Source organism: Sphingomonas sp. GW821-FHT10F11, assembly GCF_058809095.1.
Window position 1 is genome coordinate 1 of the sequence record NZ_JBXASH010000007.1, and the last position, 16,734, is coordinate 16,734.

Here is a 16,734-nt window from a genome sequence, read left to right on the forward strand (position 1 = left end):
CAAAAACCATGGGCCAGCGCTTGACTGCCAAGACAGTCGCTCACCAACTCCGACTAGATCGCTGCGCTCTCAAGTCTCCGTATCCTCTCCCTTTGGGAGAGGAATGATGATTCCCGGAGTCTCGATCGGCCCTGATCTCGAGAAACGGGCGCCGGATCGCGCCGCACTTTCTCAAGTCGCGGATTTCACTGTCGCTTTGGTAAGGAGTTCGCGGCAGGATGCCTTCGGTTCAACCGGGGAGGACGCGATGGATCGAGTGCGCAAGATTGGCTGGGGCTATTTCGCCGGCTTCATCGCGGTGGTCGCGGTCGGTTATGTGCCCGGCTTCCATGATGCGGACGGCAATTTGTTCGGGCTGTTCAAGCTCGATCTCTATGACGACAGCCTGCACCTTGCTTCCGGCATTTGGGCGGGCGTTGCCGCCTGGCTCTCCTACCGGGCGTCGCGCGGCTATTTCCGGCTGTTCGGGCCGCTCTATTTCCTCGACGGGGTGCTCGGGCTGATCACCGGCAGCGGCTATCTCGACGGGGGCATCTTCCTCTACGGGCCGCTCGACCTGTCGCTGACGATCCGGTTCTTCGCCAATTTGCCGCACCTCCTGATCGGCGGCTTCGCGATCTACACGGGCTATGTCCTCGCGCGACAGCCAGCCGCGACTTCATGAAACGGCGCTGGAAGATCGCGATCGGGGCCGGCTGCCTGCTGGCCGCGACGATCCTGATCCCGACGGCCTATATCGAGATGGGCTGCCGCTCGCCGATCGCCGGGTTCGATCCGGGGGCGCCCTACAAGCCGATCCTTCAGCCCGCCGAGCGCCGGCCCGAGGCGCGGACCTTCCTGACCTATCCCGAATGGCACATCGTCTATTCGGCGGAGAGCTATGGCCGGCATTTGACCGCCGGGCAGCGGCCGAGCGGCTATGCCTTTGGCGGCGATATCGGCGGTTTCTGGTCGAGCTATTGCGCGCTCAACCGCGCGACGGCGGGCGGCGATGCGGGCGATGCCAAGATGATGATCTACACGATCGGCATCAGCTATTCGGTCGAGATGCTGGTCAAGGCGGCTTATGAACGGCTAATCGGGCGGTTCTTCGAATGGACGGGCGGCTGGCAGAGCGCCGACGACCGCTACGCCGCCGCCGTGCAGCGCGAATATGGCCAGTTCATGCATGAGACGCCCTGGTACATGTTCCCGTTCGGCAAGGCGTTCAGCGGGGAATGGCGGACGGCAGACAGCAAGAACCGGTTGCGGCATGTCGAGCGGCGGTTTGCGCTGAGCGCCGAATATGGGGTGAAGGCGGGCTATGCGAAGCTGATCGGGTCGGCCGCGGGCGCGACGATGGACCCCGCGGCACCGAAGCTGTGGTTCGTTGCGAAGGGCTCACCGGCGGCAATCCAGACGATCGACCCGCGGCTGAAGCCGATCCGCACGGCGGGCGCCCTGACGGTGGTCGAGGCCCCGCGTTATGCGCAGTTCACCGATCTGCTGGGCAAGCTGGCTGTCTCGCAAGTCGAGGTCGTCGAGATTTCCGGGAATGACGATATCTTCGTCACCGCCCTCGCCCCGGCCTCCGCCGCGCCGAAGCCCGAAGACGGAACGGTGCTGATCTCCCAATCGCTGGCCGACCGGCCCGGCTGGAGGCGCTATGGTATCTCGACCAAGGTGCCGAAGCTGCTCGCGTTGCTGCGTGCGGTGAAGGCGCGCGGCGGGACAGTCGAGCATATCTATGATTATTAGGGCCGACCTCGACCAACCGAACTTCCGTCACCCCGGACTTGTTCCGGCATGACGATGTGGTTGTGACCGTGCCCAAAAATCTGCTCCGCATCGCCGCACGCGTGGCGCTGGTGCTGGGTGGCTGGACGGCGATCATGCTCGCCATGCCCTTTGTCGGGCCGGCGCGGCAGGTGGCCGTGGTCGGCGACCGGGCGCGGGCGCTCCGCGCCATCGCGGCGGCGGGCGGAACCGTGGTCGAAGTGCGCGACGGGGCGACCCTCGCCCGATCCGACACGCCCGGCTTCGTCGCCGCGCTCTACCGCAACGGCGCCCGGCTGGTGATCGAAGGGCGGATCGGCGCGGGCTGTTTCAGCTCTTCGGCAAAGGCGCGCTGAACGCCGGGGCATAGCGGGCATACCAGCTGTTGCTGAACAGCCCGTCCGGGTCCCAGCGCCGTTTCTCCGCGAAGAAAGCACCGATCTGCGGATAGGAGCGCTCGAGCTGCTCCGGCGTGTAATGGAGCTGATAGGGCAGGAAGAAGCGACCGCCTTCCTTGACGGTCAGGTCGATCAGGTCGCTGGTCAGCTTGGCCATCGCCTTCGTGCCTTCGGCATCGGTCTTCTGGTTGAGATAGAGCACGACCGAGAAGGCGGGTGCGGGCGCATAGCTGAGCGCGTTGCTCTCGGTATCGACCGCGCGGATCGACGCGTTGACCAGGTTCGCATGCTGCTGCTGGAACAGCGTGCGCATCGCGTCGATGAACGGCACGATCCGGTCCCGCGGGATGAAATATTCGTGGAGGATGTCGGTCTCGGCCGGCAAGGCGTTGCGCAGATAGGCGACGCTGTCGTGCATCGGATCGTTGCGCGAGACGAGACACGCCTCCCCGTCCTTCATCGCCTGGGCGCGGGTGATGGTGCAGGTTTCGAGCCGGTGCTCGATATGCTTTTCCGACCACCATTTGGCCGACGCGAAGAAGTCGTTGCGCTTGGCGAGGTTGACGGTGAGGCGCCGCAGCTTGGTCGAGCTGACTTCGGTCAGCGGCGCGCGCGTCAGGCCCTGATCTTCGGGCACCTTGCGGTAGCTGTAGACCAGCGCCTCACGCAGCAGCGAACCGGGCGCGGTGGAGAGATGCGTATAGGTCAGACCGACCGCGGGGTTGGCCTCGAGCGCGACGAAGGTCTTCGGGAAATCGCGATAGTCGATCATCGCGCGTTCGGAGCGATAGACGTCGTTCGGCACGACATCGAGCTCGGCCGAGAGCAGCACGCCGAACAGGCCGTAACCACCGACGATATGATTGAAGAGATCGGGGTTCTCGGTACGCGACGCCGTGACGATGCGCCCGTCGGCCAGCATCACGCGCAGGCTGCGGATCGAGCGCATCACCGCACCGGCGCGGTGATCCATGCCATGCGCATTGACCGAGATCGAGCCGCCGACGGTGAAGATATCGGTCGACTGCATCGCCTTGACCGCGAAGCGCGGATGGATCGCCTTCTGGATATCGTGCCAGGTCGCGCCCGACCCAACGGTGACCGTCTGCTTCCCAGCGTCGAGCACGATGGCGCTGAGGCCCTTCATGTCGAGCACGACCCCGCCCTTGCGGAAGGCGTGGCCGCCCATGCTGTGCTTCATGCCGGCGGGCGAGATGGTGAGGCCGTGCGCGCGGGCATAGGCGATCGCGCCGGCGACATCCTGCTCGCTGCGCACCGCGACAACGCCCGCGACCGGCGTGCGGCTAAGGCAGCTCGCGTCGTTGACGGTACCGCCGCGCTGCGCCCAATGCGGTTCGGGGACGCTCGCAGCATGGCCCTTCAGCGCTGGCAGCGGCGGCAGGATGTCGCCGCAATCCTTGGCGCCGACCGGATCGGCGGCAAGCGGCAGCGCGTAGATCGTCGCGCTCGCGGCGATGAGCGCGATCACCGAGACAGTGATCAGCAGCTTCTTGCGTTTCATGGTCGTTCCTCGATGGCGCGGTCCAGCGCGGGCAGGAAATGCGCCGGATCCTCGATATGCGGGATATGGCCGATACCGGGCAGGCGCTGGAGCGGCGCATGCAGGATCCTGGCGAGCCGCTCGCCCTGGGCGATCGGGGTGACGGTATCGGCCTCGCCCCAGATGATCGCCACCGGCGGCTTCATCGCCGCGAGTCGGTCGCGCCGCCAGCTCCAGCCGCCGTCATTGGTCGAGAACAAGGCCGGCGCCCACGCGGCATAGGCAGCGGTCGAGCCGGTGCGGCGCATCGGCTGACGGATCGTCTCGATCCAGGGATCCGCCGCATCCTTGCGCGCGAGCAGCGATCGCATCAGCGCCGGCAGCGCCCAGGGATTGGTGAGCGAGACGGCGATGGCGGGTTGCATGACGATCGGCTGATGGATCAGGCCGCCTGAGGCGGGAGCGCCCGGCGGATCGAGGGCACCCAGCGCCGCATCGACCAGCACCAGCCGTCCTATTTGTCCCGGCGCACGCAACGCCAGTTCGGTCGCCGCGCCTGCACCGAAGCTATGGGCGACGACGATCGCGGGGCGATCGGCAACCAGCGTCTTCAGGACAGCGGCAAGGCGCTGGGCCTGCGCGGCCCGGTCATAACGCAGCTCCGGATCCCGATCGGAATAGCCGAAGGGCGGAAGATCGACCGCGATCACGCGGTAGCCGCGGCCGGCGAGATGGCTCGACACGTCGCGCCAGAAGCCGCTCCACCCCGCAGTGCCCGGGATGAGCATCACTGGCGTGCCGCCCGCCGGCCCCGACAGCGCCACCGCGACGCGGCCCAGCGGCGTCGCGACGAGGGTGGAACTGGCCGGCACGCCATCGCTTCGTTCGCGAAAAACGGCGGCGATGCGGAACAGGAGCAGCAGGACGACGATCAGCACGATCAACCCGAGCGCGAGCCGCCAGAAGAAGCGCCAGGCGCCGCCGATACTGATCCCCCCGGTCATCAGAACGGGACGATAGCGGTTCGGGAGGCGACCGCAACGCGCTTCGCAGCAGGATCGGGGTTAAGCAGCCTTAGGTTTTGCCGCTCCAATCGCCCGGATCCGCCGGTCACCGCGCCCGGCGCACGCCCCGTCGCTGAGCGGATGACCGGAACGGCCGGGCCGGGTTTTCTCTCGCAGGCCGGGGTGGGCGTGTTGCATGCGGGCGTTTTTCCGCATGCGCTTAAAGGGATGAGTTATATGCGTTTCCACCCCATCATGCTGGCAGGCCTGGGCGCCCTGGCGCTCGCCGGCTGCGCCCGGAACGAGCCCCCCGCACCGCCGCCTCCCCCACCGCCGGGCGCCGTCCCGGGTAGTGTCGCGGCCGATCGCGACGGCGACGGGATCATCGACGGCTATTATTCGTCGGATGGCATCTATCATCCCAATGCCCCCGCCCTCCCGCCACCGCCGCCCCCACCCACCCGTCGGGGGGAACGAGGCTGATCGCTTCGTTCCGGGGAATGCGGCGCCGCCGCATTCCCCGTTGCCTCGCTCCTTTCGCCGGCGCGATCGCCGCGGTGTCGATCGGCGGCGCTCCCGCTGCAACGGCGCAGACGAGCAATTCCCTCTCCCTCGCCATCCGGGAAGAAGCAGGCGGCGCGTTCAGGCGCTTCTATGCCGATCGAGGCTTTCGCCCGCTCTGGGTATCGAATGGGAAGATCGGGCGGCAGGCCGGTGCGCTGCTCGACGATCTCGATTCCGCCCGATTCGACGGGCTGAAACCGTACAGGACCGGCGATCTGCGTGAGGCAATCGCCGCGGCGCGCAGCGGCGATCCGAAAGCCGTCGCCCGCGCGGAACTCAAGCTCTCCGCCGCCTTTGTCCGCTATGTGCAGGACCAGCGTCGCGCGCGGGTCAGGATGATCTACGCCGACAGGAAGCTTAAGCCGAAAAGGCTGCCGGCTGAAACGGTGCTGCGCGCTGCCTCCTTCCAGAAATCCTTTAGCGACTATCTGGACGGAATGGGCTGGATGAGCCCGCACTATACGCGCCTGCGCGGCTTGATGGCGCGCGCCGAGAAGACCGGTGCGTCGGAAGCGGCGATGAAACGTCTGCGCCTCAACCTCGACCGGGCGCGATTGCTGCCCAGCGCCTGGACCAGGCATATCGTGGTCGACGCCTCATCGGGTCAGCTCTGGTATTATGAGACGGGCAAACAGGTCGGCACGATGCGCGTCGTGGTGGGCGCCGAGGATACCCAGACGCCGATGCTGGTCGGCACGCTGCAATGGGCGATCCTGAATCCCTATTGGAACGTGCCCGACTATCTCGCGCAGAAGAGCGTCGCACCGAAGATTCTCGCCGGCCGCACCCTCGCCTCGATGCGCATGGAGGCGCTGTCCGACTGGAGTGCCTCGGCACGCAAGCTCGACCCGGCCGGGATCAACTGGACCGCCGTCGCCTCCGGCAAGCGGGTGCTGCGGCTGCGCGAATTGCCGGGGGCGGACAATTCGATGGGCCGTGTGAAATTCCTCTTCCCCAATGACGAGGGCATCTACCTGCACGACACACCGGTTCGGGCGCTGCTGGAGAAGAGCGACCGGCATTTCAGCAACGGCTGCATCCGGCTGGAGAACGCCGCCGAGCTTGGCCGCTGGCTGCTGCAGAAGCCTATCGGCACGACCAAAGCCCCTGAGCAGGCAGTCCCGCTGCCGGTGCAGGTGCCGGTCTATCTGACCTATATCACCGCCCTGCCGACCGAGGCCGGTATCGCCTTCCGCCGGGATGTGTACGGCCGCGACAAGGTCGGGAAATCCGGCTAGCGGCGATTCACCGGCAGCGACGAACGGGGATACCCATGGCGGAGTACGACTATTGCACCGTGGACGTGTTCACGGACCGGCGTTTCGGCGGCAATCCGCTGGCGGTGTTTCCCGCAGCGGCCGGACTGGATACCGCGACCATGCAAGCGCTCGCTGCCGAGATGAACTATAGCGAGACGTCGTTCGTCCTGCCGCCCGCCGATCCGGCCAACACCGCCCAGGTCCGGATTTTCAATCGGACGGCTGAAATGCCCTTTGCCGGGCACCCCAATGTCGGGACGGCCTATGCGCTGGCACAGCTTGGGCTGGCGACGGGGCCGATATTGCGCTTCGAGGAGATTGCCGGACTGGTCGAGGTTCGCCTGACCGAAGAAGCGGGGGCGGTGGTCGGAGCGGAGATCGATGCGCCGCAGCCACTAAGCCTCAAGGGAGAATTACCGGCGGCGGAGATCGCGGCCTGCCTGTCCTTGCCGACGGAAGCGATCGTGCGGGCGGAGCACCCGCCACTACGCGCGACCGTCGGCGTCGATTTCGTGATCGTCGCGGTCGAACCGGATGCGCTGGCCCAGGCCGTGCCCGACATCACCGCCTATCGGCACCTGGCCGATGCGCGGCCCGAGCTTGAGGGCCGCCTGTCCATTTTCCTCTACGCGCTGGCGGGATCAGGCGCTCGGGCCCGGATGTTCGCGCCCCTGGCGGGCACATGGGAGGATGCCGCCACGGGCAGCGCCAACGCCACGCTGGCCGCGCTAAGGCTATCGCTCTCCAGTGAGGAGACGCTTGCCTATGAGGCCGTACAGGGAGTCGAGATGGGCCGCGAAAGCCGGCTCGCGCTGCGCGCATGGCGCGCTGACGATGGCATTCGCGCCAGCGTCGGCGGGCGCTGCGTCAGCATGTTTCGCGGCACGGTGTCGTTGTAACCGTCGCTTATTCGACCGTCACCGACTTCGCCAGGTTACGCGGCTGGTCGACATCCGTGCCCTTGGCCACCGCCACATGGTACGCCAGCAACTGCACCGGCACGGCATAGACGAGCGGCGCGATCAGCGGGTGGACCTTGGGCATCTCGATCGTCGCGATGGTGTTCTCGCCGGCCTGGGCGATACCGTCCGCGTCGGAGATCAGCACGACCTGCGCGCCGCGCGCCTGAGCTTCCTGCATGTTGCTCACGGTCTTGTCGAACAACGGGCCTGAGGGCGCGATGACGATTAGCGGCACCTGATCGTCGATCAGCGCGATCGGCCCGTGCTTCATCTCGCCCGACGCATAGCCTTCCGCGTGGATGTAGCTGATTTCCTTGAGCTTCAGCGCGCCCTCGAGCGCCATCGGATAATCCGGACCGCGGCCGAGATAGAGCACGTCGCGCGCCACCGCGATCTTCGGCGCCATCGCCGCGATCTCCTCGTCATGCGACAGCGCATGGCTCATCGCCTCGGGCACGGCGCGCAGATGCGTGACGATCTCGCGCTCCGCCTCATGGGTCAGCTTGCCCTTCGCCCGGGCGAGGTTGATCGCCAGCGCCGCCATCACCGCGAGCTGGCAGGTAAAGGCCTTGGTCGAGGCGACGCCGATCTCCGGCCCGGCATGAGTCGGCAGCAGGAGGTCGACCTCGCGCGCCATCGAGCTGGTCGGGACGTTGATGATGCCCGCCGTCGTCAGGCCCGCCGCCTTCATGTGACGGAGCGCGGCCAGCGTATCGGCCGTCTCGCCCGACTGCGAGATGACGATGCCGAGCATGTTCGGCGTCAGGACCGGATCGCGATACCGGAACTCCGACGCGACATCGACCTCGACCGGCAGGCGGGCGAACTGCTCGATCCAGTATTTGCCGATCATGCCGACATAGGAGGCGGTGCCGCAGGCGACGATCGCGACGCGCTCGACCGAGCCCAGGTCGAACTCCATGTCGGGCAGCGCGACCATCTCCTCGAGCGGGCGGAGATAGGAACGCAGCGTCTGCGCCACGACCACCGGCTGCTCGTAGATCTCCTTGAGCATGAAGTGGCGGTGGTTGCCCTTGTCCATCAACTGGCCCGAGGCACCCGAGTTGACGATCGGCCGTGTGACCGGATTATTGTCGCGGTCATAGACCTGCACGCCGTCGCGCTTGATGACCGCCCAGTCGCCTTCGTCGAGATAGGCGATGCGCTGAGTCATCGGTGCCAGCGCGAGCGCGTCGGAGCCGAGATAATTCTCGCCTTCGCCATACCCCACGGTCAGCGGTGCGCCGAGGCGGGCGCCGATCAGCAGGTCGGGCTCGGACTTGAACATCACGCCGAGCGCAAAGGCGCCGTGGAGACGCGGCAGCACGTTCGCCACTGCCTCGCGCGGGGCGAAGCCTCGGCTCAACTCGCGGTCGATCAGATGCGCGACGACTTCGGTATCGGTCTGGCTCTGGAATTCGCGGCCCTCGGCGATCAGCTCGTCGCGGAGCGGCTTGAAATTCTCGATGATGCCGTTGTGGACCAGCACCACGTCGCCGACGATGTGCGGATGGGCATTGTCGACCGTCGGCGCGCCGTGCGTCGCCCAGCGGGTATGCGCGATGCCGCTATCCCCGGGGAGCGGATCCTTGGCCAGCTCGGCGGCGAGGTTGAGCAGCTTGCCCGGCGCGCGGCGGCGGTCGAACGCGCCGTCATGCACGGTGCAGATGCCGGCTGAGTCATAGCCGCGATATTCGAGGCGCTTCAGGCCGTCGAGCAGCCGGTCCGCGACGGGGCCCTTGCCAAGAATTCCAACGATGCCGCACATAACTCAAAATCTCCCCCCTCCCTTTAAGGGAGGGGCTGGGGGTGGGTCAGCGGCGACGGAGGCTCGATGCCTCCGACGTCGCTTTTACGGTGAGGGTGGAAGGCTCGCTACGCTCGCTACCCACCCCCGACCCCTCCCTGAAAGGGAGGGGAGAAAGTCATTTCTTGGCCGCCGCCTTCTTCGCCGCCATCACGTCACGGAAGCGCTTGGCGCGGCCGGGCCGTGTCTCCTGCTTGCCCCGGGCGATCGCGAGCGCATCGGCCTCGACATCGGCGGTGATCACCGATCCCGCACCGACGATCGCGCCGGCACCGATCGTGACTGGCGCGACCAGGGCGCTGTTCGATCCGATGAATGCACCCTCGCCGATGACGGTCTTGTATTTGAAATAGCCGTCGTAATTGCAGGTGATCGTGCCGGCACCGATGTTCGCGCCGGCGCCGATCTCCGCATCGCCCAGATAGGTCAGGTGATTGGCCTTTGCACCGGGGCCGAGCACGGCCTTCTTCATCTCGACGAAATTGCCGACCTTCGACTTCTCGCCCATCACTGCGCCGGGACGCAGGCGGGCGAACGGACCGACCTCGGCCTTGGGCCCGATGGTCGCGCCCTCGAGATGACTGAAACCGTGGATCGTCGCGCCGTCGGCGATGCTGGTGCCGGGGCCGAAAAACACATTGGGCTCGATCACCACGTCGCGACCGATCTGCGTGTCATAGGCGAACCACACCGTCTCGGGTGCGATCAGCGTCGCCCCCTCGGCCATGGCCCGCGCGCGGCGGCTGTGCTGCCAGCTCGCTTCGACCGCGGCCAGCTCGCCGCGACTGTTGACCCCTGCCACTTCGGTCGCGTCGGTCTCGATTACCGCGGAGGACCGGCCGTCCTTGCCTGCAAGCATCACGATATCGGGCAAATAGAATTCGCCCGCGGCATTGTCGTTGCCGACCAGGGCGAGGAGCGCGAACAGATCCTCACCACGCACTGCCATCAGGCCCGAATTGCACAAGGTCTCGGCGCGCTCCTCGGGCGTCGCGTCCTTATATTCGACCATCTTCGCGATGCGGCCGTCGCCATCGGCAATCACCCGGCCATAGGCGCCCGGATCGGCCGGGCGGAAACCGAGCACCACCGTCGCCGGCTGGTCGGTGCCGTGCAGCCGATCGAGCATCCGCGCCATGGTCGCGGTAGTGACGAGCGGCACGTCGCCGTACAGGATCAGGATATCGCCCGCGAGACCGCCCATCGCTTCTTCGGCCTGATGCACGGCATGGCCGGTGCCGAGCTGTTCGCCCTGCACCACCGTCATCACCCCGAGCGGCGAGACCACCGCCTCGACCTGCTCGCGCCCCGCACCCGTCACCACCACGGTGCGCTCGGGCTTCAGCGCTGACACGCTGTCGATCAGGTGCAGCAGCATTGGCCGCCCCGCGACCGGGTGGAGCACCTTGTGCAGGTCGGATTTCATGCGCGTGCCCTTGCCGGCGGCAAGGATGATGGCGGCGATGGGTCGGTTGGTCACGATGCCTGAAACCTACTCCGTTCGAGCCGAGGGCGAACGGGAAAAAAGAGCCCTGTAACCGCGGCCCTGCCATGATTGTCTTGCCAATTCCATAGCGCGGCTGGCAGTCGCGCACGCCATGACGAAGTTTTCATTCGATATCGTCGGTTTCGACCTGGACGGAACCTTCCTGGACACGATCGGCGATCTGCGCGCCGCGGTGAACTTCACCCTCGGCGAGGCCGGGCGGGCGGCGCTGACGGTCGAGCAGATCAAGCCGATGATCGGCGCCGGCGCGAAGATCATGCTCGAGCGGACCCTGGCGGCGACGGGCGGATGCAGCGAGGAGGAGTTCCGCCGGCTCTACAAGCTGCTGCTCGGCTATTACGAAGCGCATATCTCGGTGGAGAGCCGCCCCTTCCCCGGCGCGGTCGAAGCGATCGAGGCGCTGCGGGCGATGGGGGTGAAGACCGCCATCGTCACCAACAAGTTCGAAGGCTTGGCCGAAAAGCTGCTCGTCGAGCTCGGCCTGCGCGACCGGTTCGATACGCTGATCGGCGGCGACACCATGGGCAAAGGCTTCGCCAAGCCGCACCGCGCCCCGATCGACGAGATGATCCGGCGGCTGGGTGGCGGACGCGCCGCGTTCGTCGGCGACACGGTCTATGATATCCAGGCAGCGAAGAATGCCGAAGTGCCGGGCATCGCGGTCAGCTTCGGTTTCCTGCTGGGTCCGGTGGAGGAATTGGGTGCGGATGCCGTGATCGACAGCTATGCGGAGCTGATTCCGACGCTCGAAAGGATCGCTGTTTGACGGGTCGCACGCTGGCGGCAAGGCTCGCCTTCTGGGGTTCCCTGATCTTCGCCGTGGTGATGGCGGTCCTGCCCCACCCGCCGCACACCCCGATCGACCAGTTCGGCGACAAGGCCGGGCATATGCTCGCCTTTGGCACGCTCGCTGCCTTCGCCGCGGCCGGTTTTCCCGATACGCCGCTGTCGCGGATCGGCGAGCGCCTGTCCTTCCTCGGCGCGATGATCGAGGTGGTTCAGTCGATCCCCTGGATCCACCGCGACTGCGACATCATGGACTGGGTGGCCGACACCGCGATGATCGTCATCGTCCTGCTCATCGCCGGCCAGTTCCGGCGCATCAACGCAGCGCGTCGCGTCCTGCGGCTATAGGGCACGCTGAGCGCTCAACATTTGATCGGACCCGTTCGTATGGGCGGCGGCTCATCTAGGCCTATTGTGTCCCCGCGAAGGCGGGGACCCAGTCTGGGCTCCCGCCTTCGCGGGAGCACAACGAGGCATCGAACGCCGCCCCGATGCCAGACAACCAATCAGCCCTCGCCCTATAGCGGCCCCAGCGCCTGCTCGATCCAGCCCGTACCGCTCACGGCATCGCCGGCATAGTGACCGGTCACGGTCGCCACCCCTTCATAGACCGGCGCATATTGGCTCGCGAATTCCTGGTCGGGCATCGAGCTGACAAAGGTCAGGCACGCCCCGACATCTTCGATATCGACCTGATAGGTCAGGCAATAGGTCACCCCTTCCGGGCTCTTCCACAGCGGCCCGAGCGGCGTCGTCAGGCTCTTGAAGAAGGTCGAGTTGCCGTCGGGCGTCAGGATGGTGACGAAGGACGGCGTCTGCTGCCCCTCGACCGGCGGAGTCGAGGCGAAGAAGCTCGACAGGTGAACGCCATTGTCGAGCTGGGCGTCCTGCAGCACCCAGGCCTGGGCCGCGGCGAAGGCGCCATATTCATGGTCCATCCACGTCACACCCTTCACCTGCCAGGTCTCGGATCCGACCGTGATCGTCCCCGAGGCCTGCAGGTTGGTGAAGGAATAATAGTAATTATAGACCTGCAGCGGATCGGTGCCGCTGCCGACCGGCTCGGGGCTGACCCCGTCGCCCCAGACGAGCAAGGGCTGACCTTCCTGGCGCATGTTCAGGTCGAACGACACCATATCCCCGCTGGCGACGTCGACGAAGCTGGCCGAGACCGTCATTGTCTCGATATTGCTCGCCAGCGCGGTCATGGAGATCGAGCCGTCGCCGTCCGCGGCGTCTAGCCGGCAATACCACGGCTTGGATTGATCGGATTCGGCCCAGGCTGGATCGAACGGGACCAGGGTGGTTTTCTGATAGTGTTTCTGGCCCTGCACGTCCGTCAGCATGATCTGGCTGAACGAGACGGTCTCGCCGATCACGCGCGTCGCCGCGTTGATCTCGAACCCGAAGACCCGGTCGCCGGCGCTCAGCGTGCCGATATGCCACCACCATTCATTGGGCGCGGTGGGATGGAGATACTGGTCGCGGGGAAGCTCGATTGCGTTGGTGACGACCATGGGGTGCATCCTCTGTTCGGATCGATTTGCCGGAAGCTAGCATGACCGGTCGAGCGGGCGCGGAGTCTCGCAACCGATCCGGTGCCAGTTGCCGCGCGCTCGTCAGATCGCACCGCTCTCAAAAAAATCGTCGCCGATCGATTCAACGTCGTTCCGGATCGGTGCACTATGGAGAGTGGCCGGGGTGCGACGAAACGCCGGCCCGCTCTTTCCCATGACGGTCGCGGCCTCCTCGCCTCATCCGTCCCTGTCACTGAGAAAACCGCCCTGTTAACGGCACGAACCCTCCCTGTTCCGTCCGGATTTCTCCCTGTTATTCAGGAACAGGGAGAAAGGGCAGTAATATGTTGAGATACAAGCAAGAAATCTCCAACAAAGTTGGAAATAACAGGGAGAGAAAAAATCCTCACCCTGTTCCGCCCTGTTAATCGCCAGGAACAGGGCGCGCGGTGCTCGCCCGCTGTCGGCGATCCAGGGAATTTGGGTGGTTTGCAGATAGGCGGCTGTCGGCAGTATCCTTCAGATAGCGGTCCTTCTGCGATCTCTCACTCCGCAGGATTGAAGAAGAAATAGTGTTCGATCAGTTTCCCGTCTTTCTCGCGGGCAACATCGACGCCGGTCACGGTGATTTCACCAGGCGGGCCCCCTTTCCACCGCGCCGTAGCGACGCCGTGATGGCCCAGGCCCGGCCCATCGATTTCGAAGCGGAACCCGGGCGGCATGTCGGCAAGGACGCCCGCCACGACCTCCGAGATGGCTTGATGCCCGCTGACGGCACGTGCCGGCTCGAAGATTGTTGCATCTGTGTGATAGATCTCGTCGATTGCAGCGAGCCGGGCGGTGTCGTCGCGCTCGTTCCAGACGCGCTGGATGCTCGCGTGCAACAGTTCGACCTCTGGCGCTTCCGACAAAATTTCCTCCTGCGTTAACATGCCAGGCCGCCCATCACGTGCCCGCGAACATAACATTGGACGATACAGCGCCGCATACTCAAGTCATTCCGAAGGAGAGACAGGTACCAAGCCGCTCGATCTCGAACTGGAACGGCGGCAATGTCATCGCTTCCGGCCGGTCGTCCGCTTCTTGAGCTGCGCTCTAGACGCCCCCGCCCCGATGCCCGCCGCGCCATTTGGTCCACAGGTGCTTCGCCAGCATCGCCGGCGGCATGCGCAGCCAATGCGAGCGGACATAGAAGCCCAGACGCGTGAAGGGGCGCGTCGCCCTGCCCCAGCCGTCGCGGGCGGTCAGGCGGCGGAGGTAGAGATGGTCGGCCGGGTTGAGCCTGGCACCCTCGCCATAGAACGCCGCCGCCAAGCGCAACGCGCGGGCGACTTCGCGGCCAAGGCCGTGATGCGTCGCGCGTTCGGCAAGCCCGTTCGTGCCGAACTGATCGACGAGGCAGTGCACATCCCACAGGTTGCGCATGCCACCCGCCAGATCGCCGTCAGCGAACAGATGCGCCGCTGCGTGGACCAACATGTCATTGGGCAAGAGCGTTCGTACGCCCGGTTCGACCTCCACGCTCCATGCCAGCAGGCCCGCCGCGTCGGGCGTGATACGGGCGGTGAGCGGCAGGATGGTGTGGTGCACGTCGATCATCCGATCGCGCTCGCGGTGGATCAGCGGCGGCAGCTCGTGCATCCAGCGGCGATAATAGGCGTCGTCATAGGGATCGGGCTTGACCCATTCCCAGCCCGCGCCAAGCAGCGCGGCCTCGACCGCATCGATCCGCTCGCGCGGCACGAGGATGTCGAGATCGCCGATCGACCGCCCCTGCCCCGCCTTAAGATCGGCCGCGACAAAGGCAGTTCCCTTGAGCAGCACCACCGGCACGCCGATCGGCGCCATCGCACGTCGCGCGGCCTCCGCCTCCCACAGGGCGGCGACACGGCCCTGCGCGGCAGAGGCACGGGCATCGGCGAGCAGACGGGCGACCGTCTGCGGCACGCGCAAGCCGTCCAGCCGGTGTGCGAGGGTGCCAATCATCTGCTCGGCGCGCGCGGTCGCGATCAGGGCGGTCCAGCCCTCCGCATCAAGCGTCAGGGTGCTGTCGGGCGAGCGCAGCGCGCGGGCGAGGAGCCAGCCGTCGCTCACAGGTCCCTCCATAGCGCCTCGACTTGCGCCAGGGCGCTGGCGGTATCGGGATAGTCGATCGCCCGGGCCGGCACGGTCGTGACGAGACGGGTCAGCGCGTCGAAGCCGCGTTCGCCCATCGCGACATAATTGGTCGATGCCTGGGTCAGCCGGACGAACACTTCGCTCGGCGCGACAGGGCGCTCAGCCGCTTCGAAGCCGAAGCGCGGGAACAGGATCAGCGCCGGATCGGCGGTACGATCCATGCCCGCGATAGCGGCCGCGTTCGGGACGAGATGGCGGATGTCGCCCTTGGGAGTGGCGGGAAGCAGCGGGCCGAAGATGCCATCGGGCACTGCCGCCTCGGCTACGCCGATCGCCGCGTTCTTCAGGCTGATCAGCCGGGGAAAGGCGTGGATCAACCCGGTCTCGGGATCGAGCAGCGCGAACTCGTCGCCCATCAGCCGCCAGCCGCGATTGCCCAGTAGCGCGGCCAAGGTCGACTTCCCCGCGCCCGAAATGCCGGTCATCACCAAGGCCCGCCCGTCGCGCTCGACGACCGAGGCGTGCAGCAGCAGGTAACGGCGCTGGCCCAGCGCCATCTGCAGGTTCATCCCCATCTCGGCGGCAAGCAGCCCCTGGGCGAGCGGCAGCGGCGCGGCCTCGGGCAGCACGAAATCGCCGCCGATCATCACTGATGGCCGGACGACGCGCCGCCACGGCCGCGCCGCGAACAGACGGACGTTGAAGTCGGGCACGCCGTCATGCGGGCCGGGATAGTCCGCATAGAGGCTTTCCATCTGCGCGATCGGCGCGCGCCAGTCGGAGCCGATGCGGAAGCCAATGGGTCCGATCCTGACGGAGAAGACATGCTTCATGCCGCCGACACCAGCCCGGCCGCGACGAGCTCGTCGAGCCGCGCGGCAAGCGCGCCCGCCTCGAGGTCGCCGAGATCATAGTCGATCGCGAGCCGTTCGGTCAGCGCGGTGAAGCTCATGCCGGCCTCGCCCAGCGTCGCCAGGATCTCCGGCGCGGGCGCGGTGATCAGATGCGTGATGCCGGAGCTGCGGTGATAGACGGCGGTGAAGCTGTCGAGATGGACGATCCTCAGGCTCTCGGCCCGGGCCATCCGGTACAGGATATCAGGCAAAGACTCAGCCGCGGGGCATCTGCAACGAGGCGAAGCAGGTGAAGCCGCTCGTTCCCGACTGCAGGCGGCGGATGTAATTGGTATAGGCGCGGTTCTGGTCGTAGGTCGTGCCCGGCAGCTGGCCGCCGCCGAGCGCGGTCTTCACATCCTGCCCCTTGAACGGCTTGGCGGCAGGCGCGAATGCCCCGACGGTGCCGCTCGGCACCAGCGAGCCGTCGGCTGCGATATAGCTGCCGGCCCGGGCGGGATCGGGCACCGGAATCTCGCAGGTGATGACGGACGCCGCGGTCTGGGCAAGCGCCGGGCGGATCGAGACGATCGCGGTCGCGCCCACCGCGCCGAGCATCAGGGCGCGGCGGCGGTTCACGCCGTCCTGCGGCACAATGTCCTGACTATCTTCTTTCATGATCGGACCCTTTACCTTCTTAGCCCTTTCACATTCGCAAATGAC

At 66.3% G+C, this 16,734-nt stretch carries 18 protein-coding genes; 8 read left to right on the forward strand and 10 right to left on the reverse strand.

Annotation, left to right across the window (positions count from 1 at the left end; genetic code table 11):
* Positions 1 to 247: 247 nt before the first annotated feature.
* From AC1RT8_RS18560 to AC1RT8_RS18570, 3 genes are all read left to right on the forward strand, one after another.
* The gene (locus tag AC1RT8_RS18560) at positions 248 to 664 is read left to right on the forward strand and encodes a DUF4383 domain-containing protein (RefSeq protein WP_493077310.1); all 417 of its coding nucleotides are present in this window, start codon (positions 248 to 250) and stop codon (positions 662 to 664) included.
* Positions 661 to 1,737 carry a hypothetical protein gene (locus AC1RT8_RS18565; RefSeq protein WP_493077311.1) on the forward strand — a complete coding sequence of 359 codons (1,077 nt, stop codon included), beginning with the start codon at positions 661 to 663 and terminating at the stop codon, positions 1,735 to 1,737. Before AC1RT8_RS18560 ends, AC1RT8_RS18565 begins: the two co-directional genes overlap by 4 nt.
* A 62-nt stretch (positions 1,738 to 1,799) precedes the next feature.
* Positions 1,800 to 2,111 (forward strand): hypothetical protein, encoded by a 312-nt coding sequence (locus AC1RT8_RS18570; protein WP_493077312.1) that lies wholly within the window; start codon positions 1,800 to 1,802, stop codon positions 2,109 to 2,111.
* Here the strand turns inward: AC1RT8_RS18570 and AC1RT8_RS18575 are convergent.
* Positions 2,086 to 3,675: an FAD-binding oxidoreductase gene (locus tag AC1RT8_RS18575; protein ID WP_493077313.1), complete on the reverse strand. Its 1,590-nt coding sequence runs from the start codon at positions 3,673 to 3,675 to the stop codon at positions 2,086 to 2,088. The genes AC1RT8_RS18570 and AC1RT8_RS18575 overlap by 26 nt on opposite strands.
* The gene (locus tag AC1RT8_RS18580) at positions 3,672 to 4,658 is read right to left on the reverse strand and encodes an alpha/beta fold hydrolase (RefSeq protein ID WP_493077314.1); all 987 of its coding nucleotides are present in this window, start codon (positions 4,656 to 4,658) and stop codon (positions 3,672 to 3,674) included. Before AC1RT8_RS18580 ends, AC1RT8_RS18575 begins: the two co-directional genes overlap by 4 nt.
* 237 nt (positions 4,659 to 4,895) lie before the next feature.
* On the opposite strand from AC1RT8_RS18580, the gene AC1RT8_RS18585 reads away from it, so the two are divergent.
* From AC1RT8_RS18585 to AC1RT8_RS18595, 3 genes are read left to right on the forward strand one after another with little or no spacing between them, the layout of a single operon-like run.
* A complete protein-coding gene (locus AC1RT8_RS18585) occupies positions 4,896 to 5,141 on the forward strand; it encodes a hypothetical protein (RefSeq protein ID WP_493077315.1) in 246 nt (81 codons plus the stop codon).
* 17 nt (positions 5,142 to 5,158) lie between these two features.
* Entirely contained in the window at positions 5,159 to 6,460 is a 1,302-nt protein-coding gene (locus AC1RT8_RS18590) for a L,D-transpeptidase scaffold domain-containing protein (RefSeq protein ID WP_493077316.1), read from the forward strand.
* 35 nt (positions 6,461 to 6,495) lie between these two features.
* Complete coding sequence (locus AC1RT8_RS18595) at positions 6,496 to 7,380, forward strand: PhzF family phenazine biosynthesis protein (RefSeq protein WP_493077317.1); 885 nt, start codon at positions 6,496 to 6,498, stop codon at positions 7,378 to 7,380.
* 7 nt (positions 7,381 to 7,387) lie between these two features.
* Here AC1RT8_RS18595 and glmS read toward each other — a convergent pair whose 3' ends face one another.
* Both glmS and glmU read right to left on the reverse strand, forming a co-directional pair.
* The gene (gene glmS, locus AC1RT8_RS18600) at positions 7,388 to 9,211 is read right to left on the reverse strand and encodes a glutamine--fructose-6-phosphate transaminase (isomerizing) (protein WP_493077318.1); all 1,824 of its coding nucleotides are present in this window, start codon (positions 9,209 to 9,211) and stop codon (positions 7,388 to 7,390) included.
* Between the two features lie 157 nt (positions 9,212 to 9,368).
* Positions 9,369 to 10,730: a bifunctional UDP-N-acetylglucosamine diphosphorylase/glucosamine-1-phosphate N-acetyltransferase GlmU gene (glmU, locus tag AC1RT8_RS18605; protein WP_493077319.1), complete on the reverse strand. Its 1,362-nt coding sequence runs from the start codon at positions 10,728 to 10,730 to the stop codon at positions 9,369 to 9,371.
* 118 nt (positions 10,731 to 10,848) lie between these two features.
* Between glmU and AC1RT8_RS18610 the strand changes: the two genes are divergently transcribed.
* Positions 10,849 to 11,523: an HAD-IA family hydrolase gene (locus AC1RT8_RS18610; protein WP_493077321.1), complete on the forward strand. Its 675-nt coding sequence runs from the start codon at positions 10,849 to 10,851 to the stop codon at positions 11,521 to 11,523.
* The gene (locus AC1RT8_RS18615; protein ID WP_493077322.1) at positions 11,520 to 11,891 is read left to right on the forward strand and encodes a VanZ family protein; all 372 of its coding nucleotides are present in this window, start codon (positions 11,520 to 11,522) and stop codon (positions 11,889 to 11,891) included. The genes AC1RT8_RS18610 and AC1RT8_RS18615 overlap by 4 nt, the downstream gene beginning before the upstream one ends.
* A 170-nt stretch (positions 11,892 to 12,061) precedes the next feature.
* Here the strand turns inward: AC1RT8_RS18615 and AC1RT8_RS18620 are convergent, their stop codons facing one another.
* The 6 genes from AC1RT8_RS18620 to AC1RT8_RS18645 form a co-directional block, all read right to left on the reverse strand.
* The gene (locus tag AC1RT8_RS18620; protein WP_493077324.1) at positions 12,062 to 13,060 is read right to left on the reverse strand and encodes a lipocalin-like domain-containing protein; all 999 of its coding nucleotides are present in this window, start codon (positions 13,058 to 13,060) and stop codon (positions 12,062 to 12,064) included.
* 545 nt (positions 13,061 to 13,605) lie between these two features.
* Complete coding sequence (locus AC1RT8_RS18625) at positions 13,606 to 13,992, reverse strand: nuclear transport factor 2 family protein (RefSeq protein ID WP_493077325.1); 387 nt, start codon at positions 13,990 to 13,992, stop codon at positions 13,606 to 13,608.
* A gap of 163 nt (positions 13,993 to 14,155) precedes the next feature.
* Positions 14,156 to 15,166 carry a nucleotidyltransferase domain-containing protein gene (locus tag AC1RT8_RS18630; RefSeq protein WP_493077327.1) on the reverse strand — a complete coding sequence of 337 codons (1,011 nt, stop codon included), beginning with the start codon at positions 15,164 to 15,166 and terminating at the stop codon, positions 14,156 to 14,158.
* Positions 15,151 to 16,011, reverse strand: coding sequence for an HprK-related kinase A (locus AC1RT8_RS18635; RefSeq protein ID WP_493077328.1), 861 nt, complete (start codon positions 16,009 to 16,011; stop codon positions 15,151 to 15,153). The genes AC1RT8_RS18630 and AC1RT8_RS18635 overlap by 16 nt, the downstream gene beginning before the upstream one ends.
* Complete coding sequence (locus AC1RT8_RS18640; RefSeq protein WP_493077330.1) at positions 16,008 to 16,283, reverse strand: HPr-rel-A system PqqD family peptide chaperone; 276 nt, start codon at positions 16,281 to 16,283, stop codon at positions 16,008 to 16,010. The genes AC1RT8_RS18635 and AC1RT8_RS18640 overlap by 4 nt, the downstream gene beginning before the upstream one ends.
* A gap of 4 nt (positions 16,284 to 16,287) precedes the next feature.
* Complete coding sequence (locus AC1RT8_RS18645) at positions 16,288 to 16,689, reverse strand: hypothetical protein (protein WP_493077332.1); 402 nt, start codon at positions 16,687 to 16,689, stop codon at positions 16,288 to 16,290.
* Between the last annotated feature and the right edge of the window lie 45 nt (positions 16,690 to 16,734).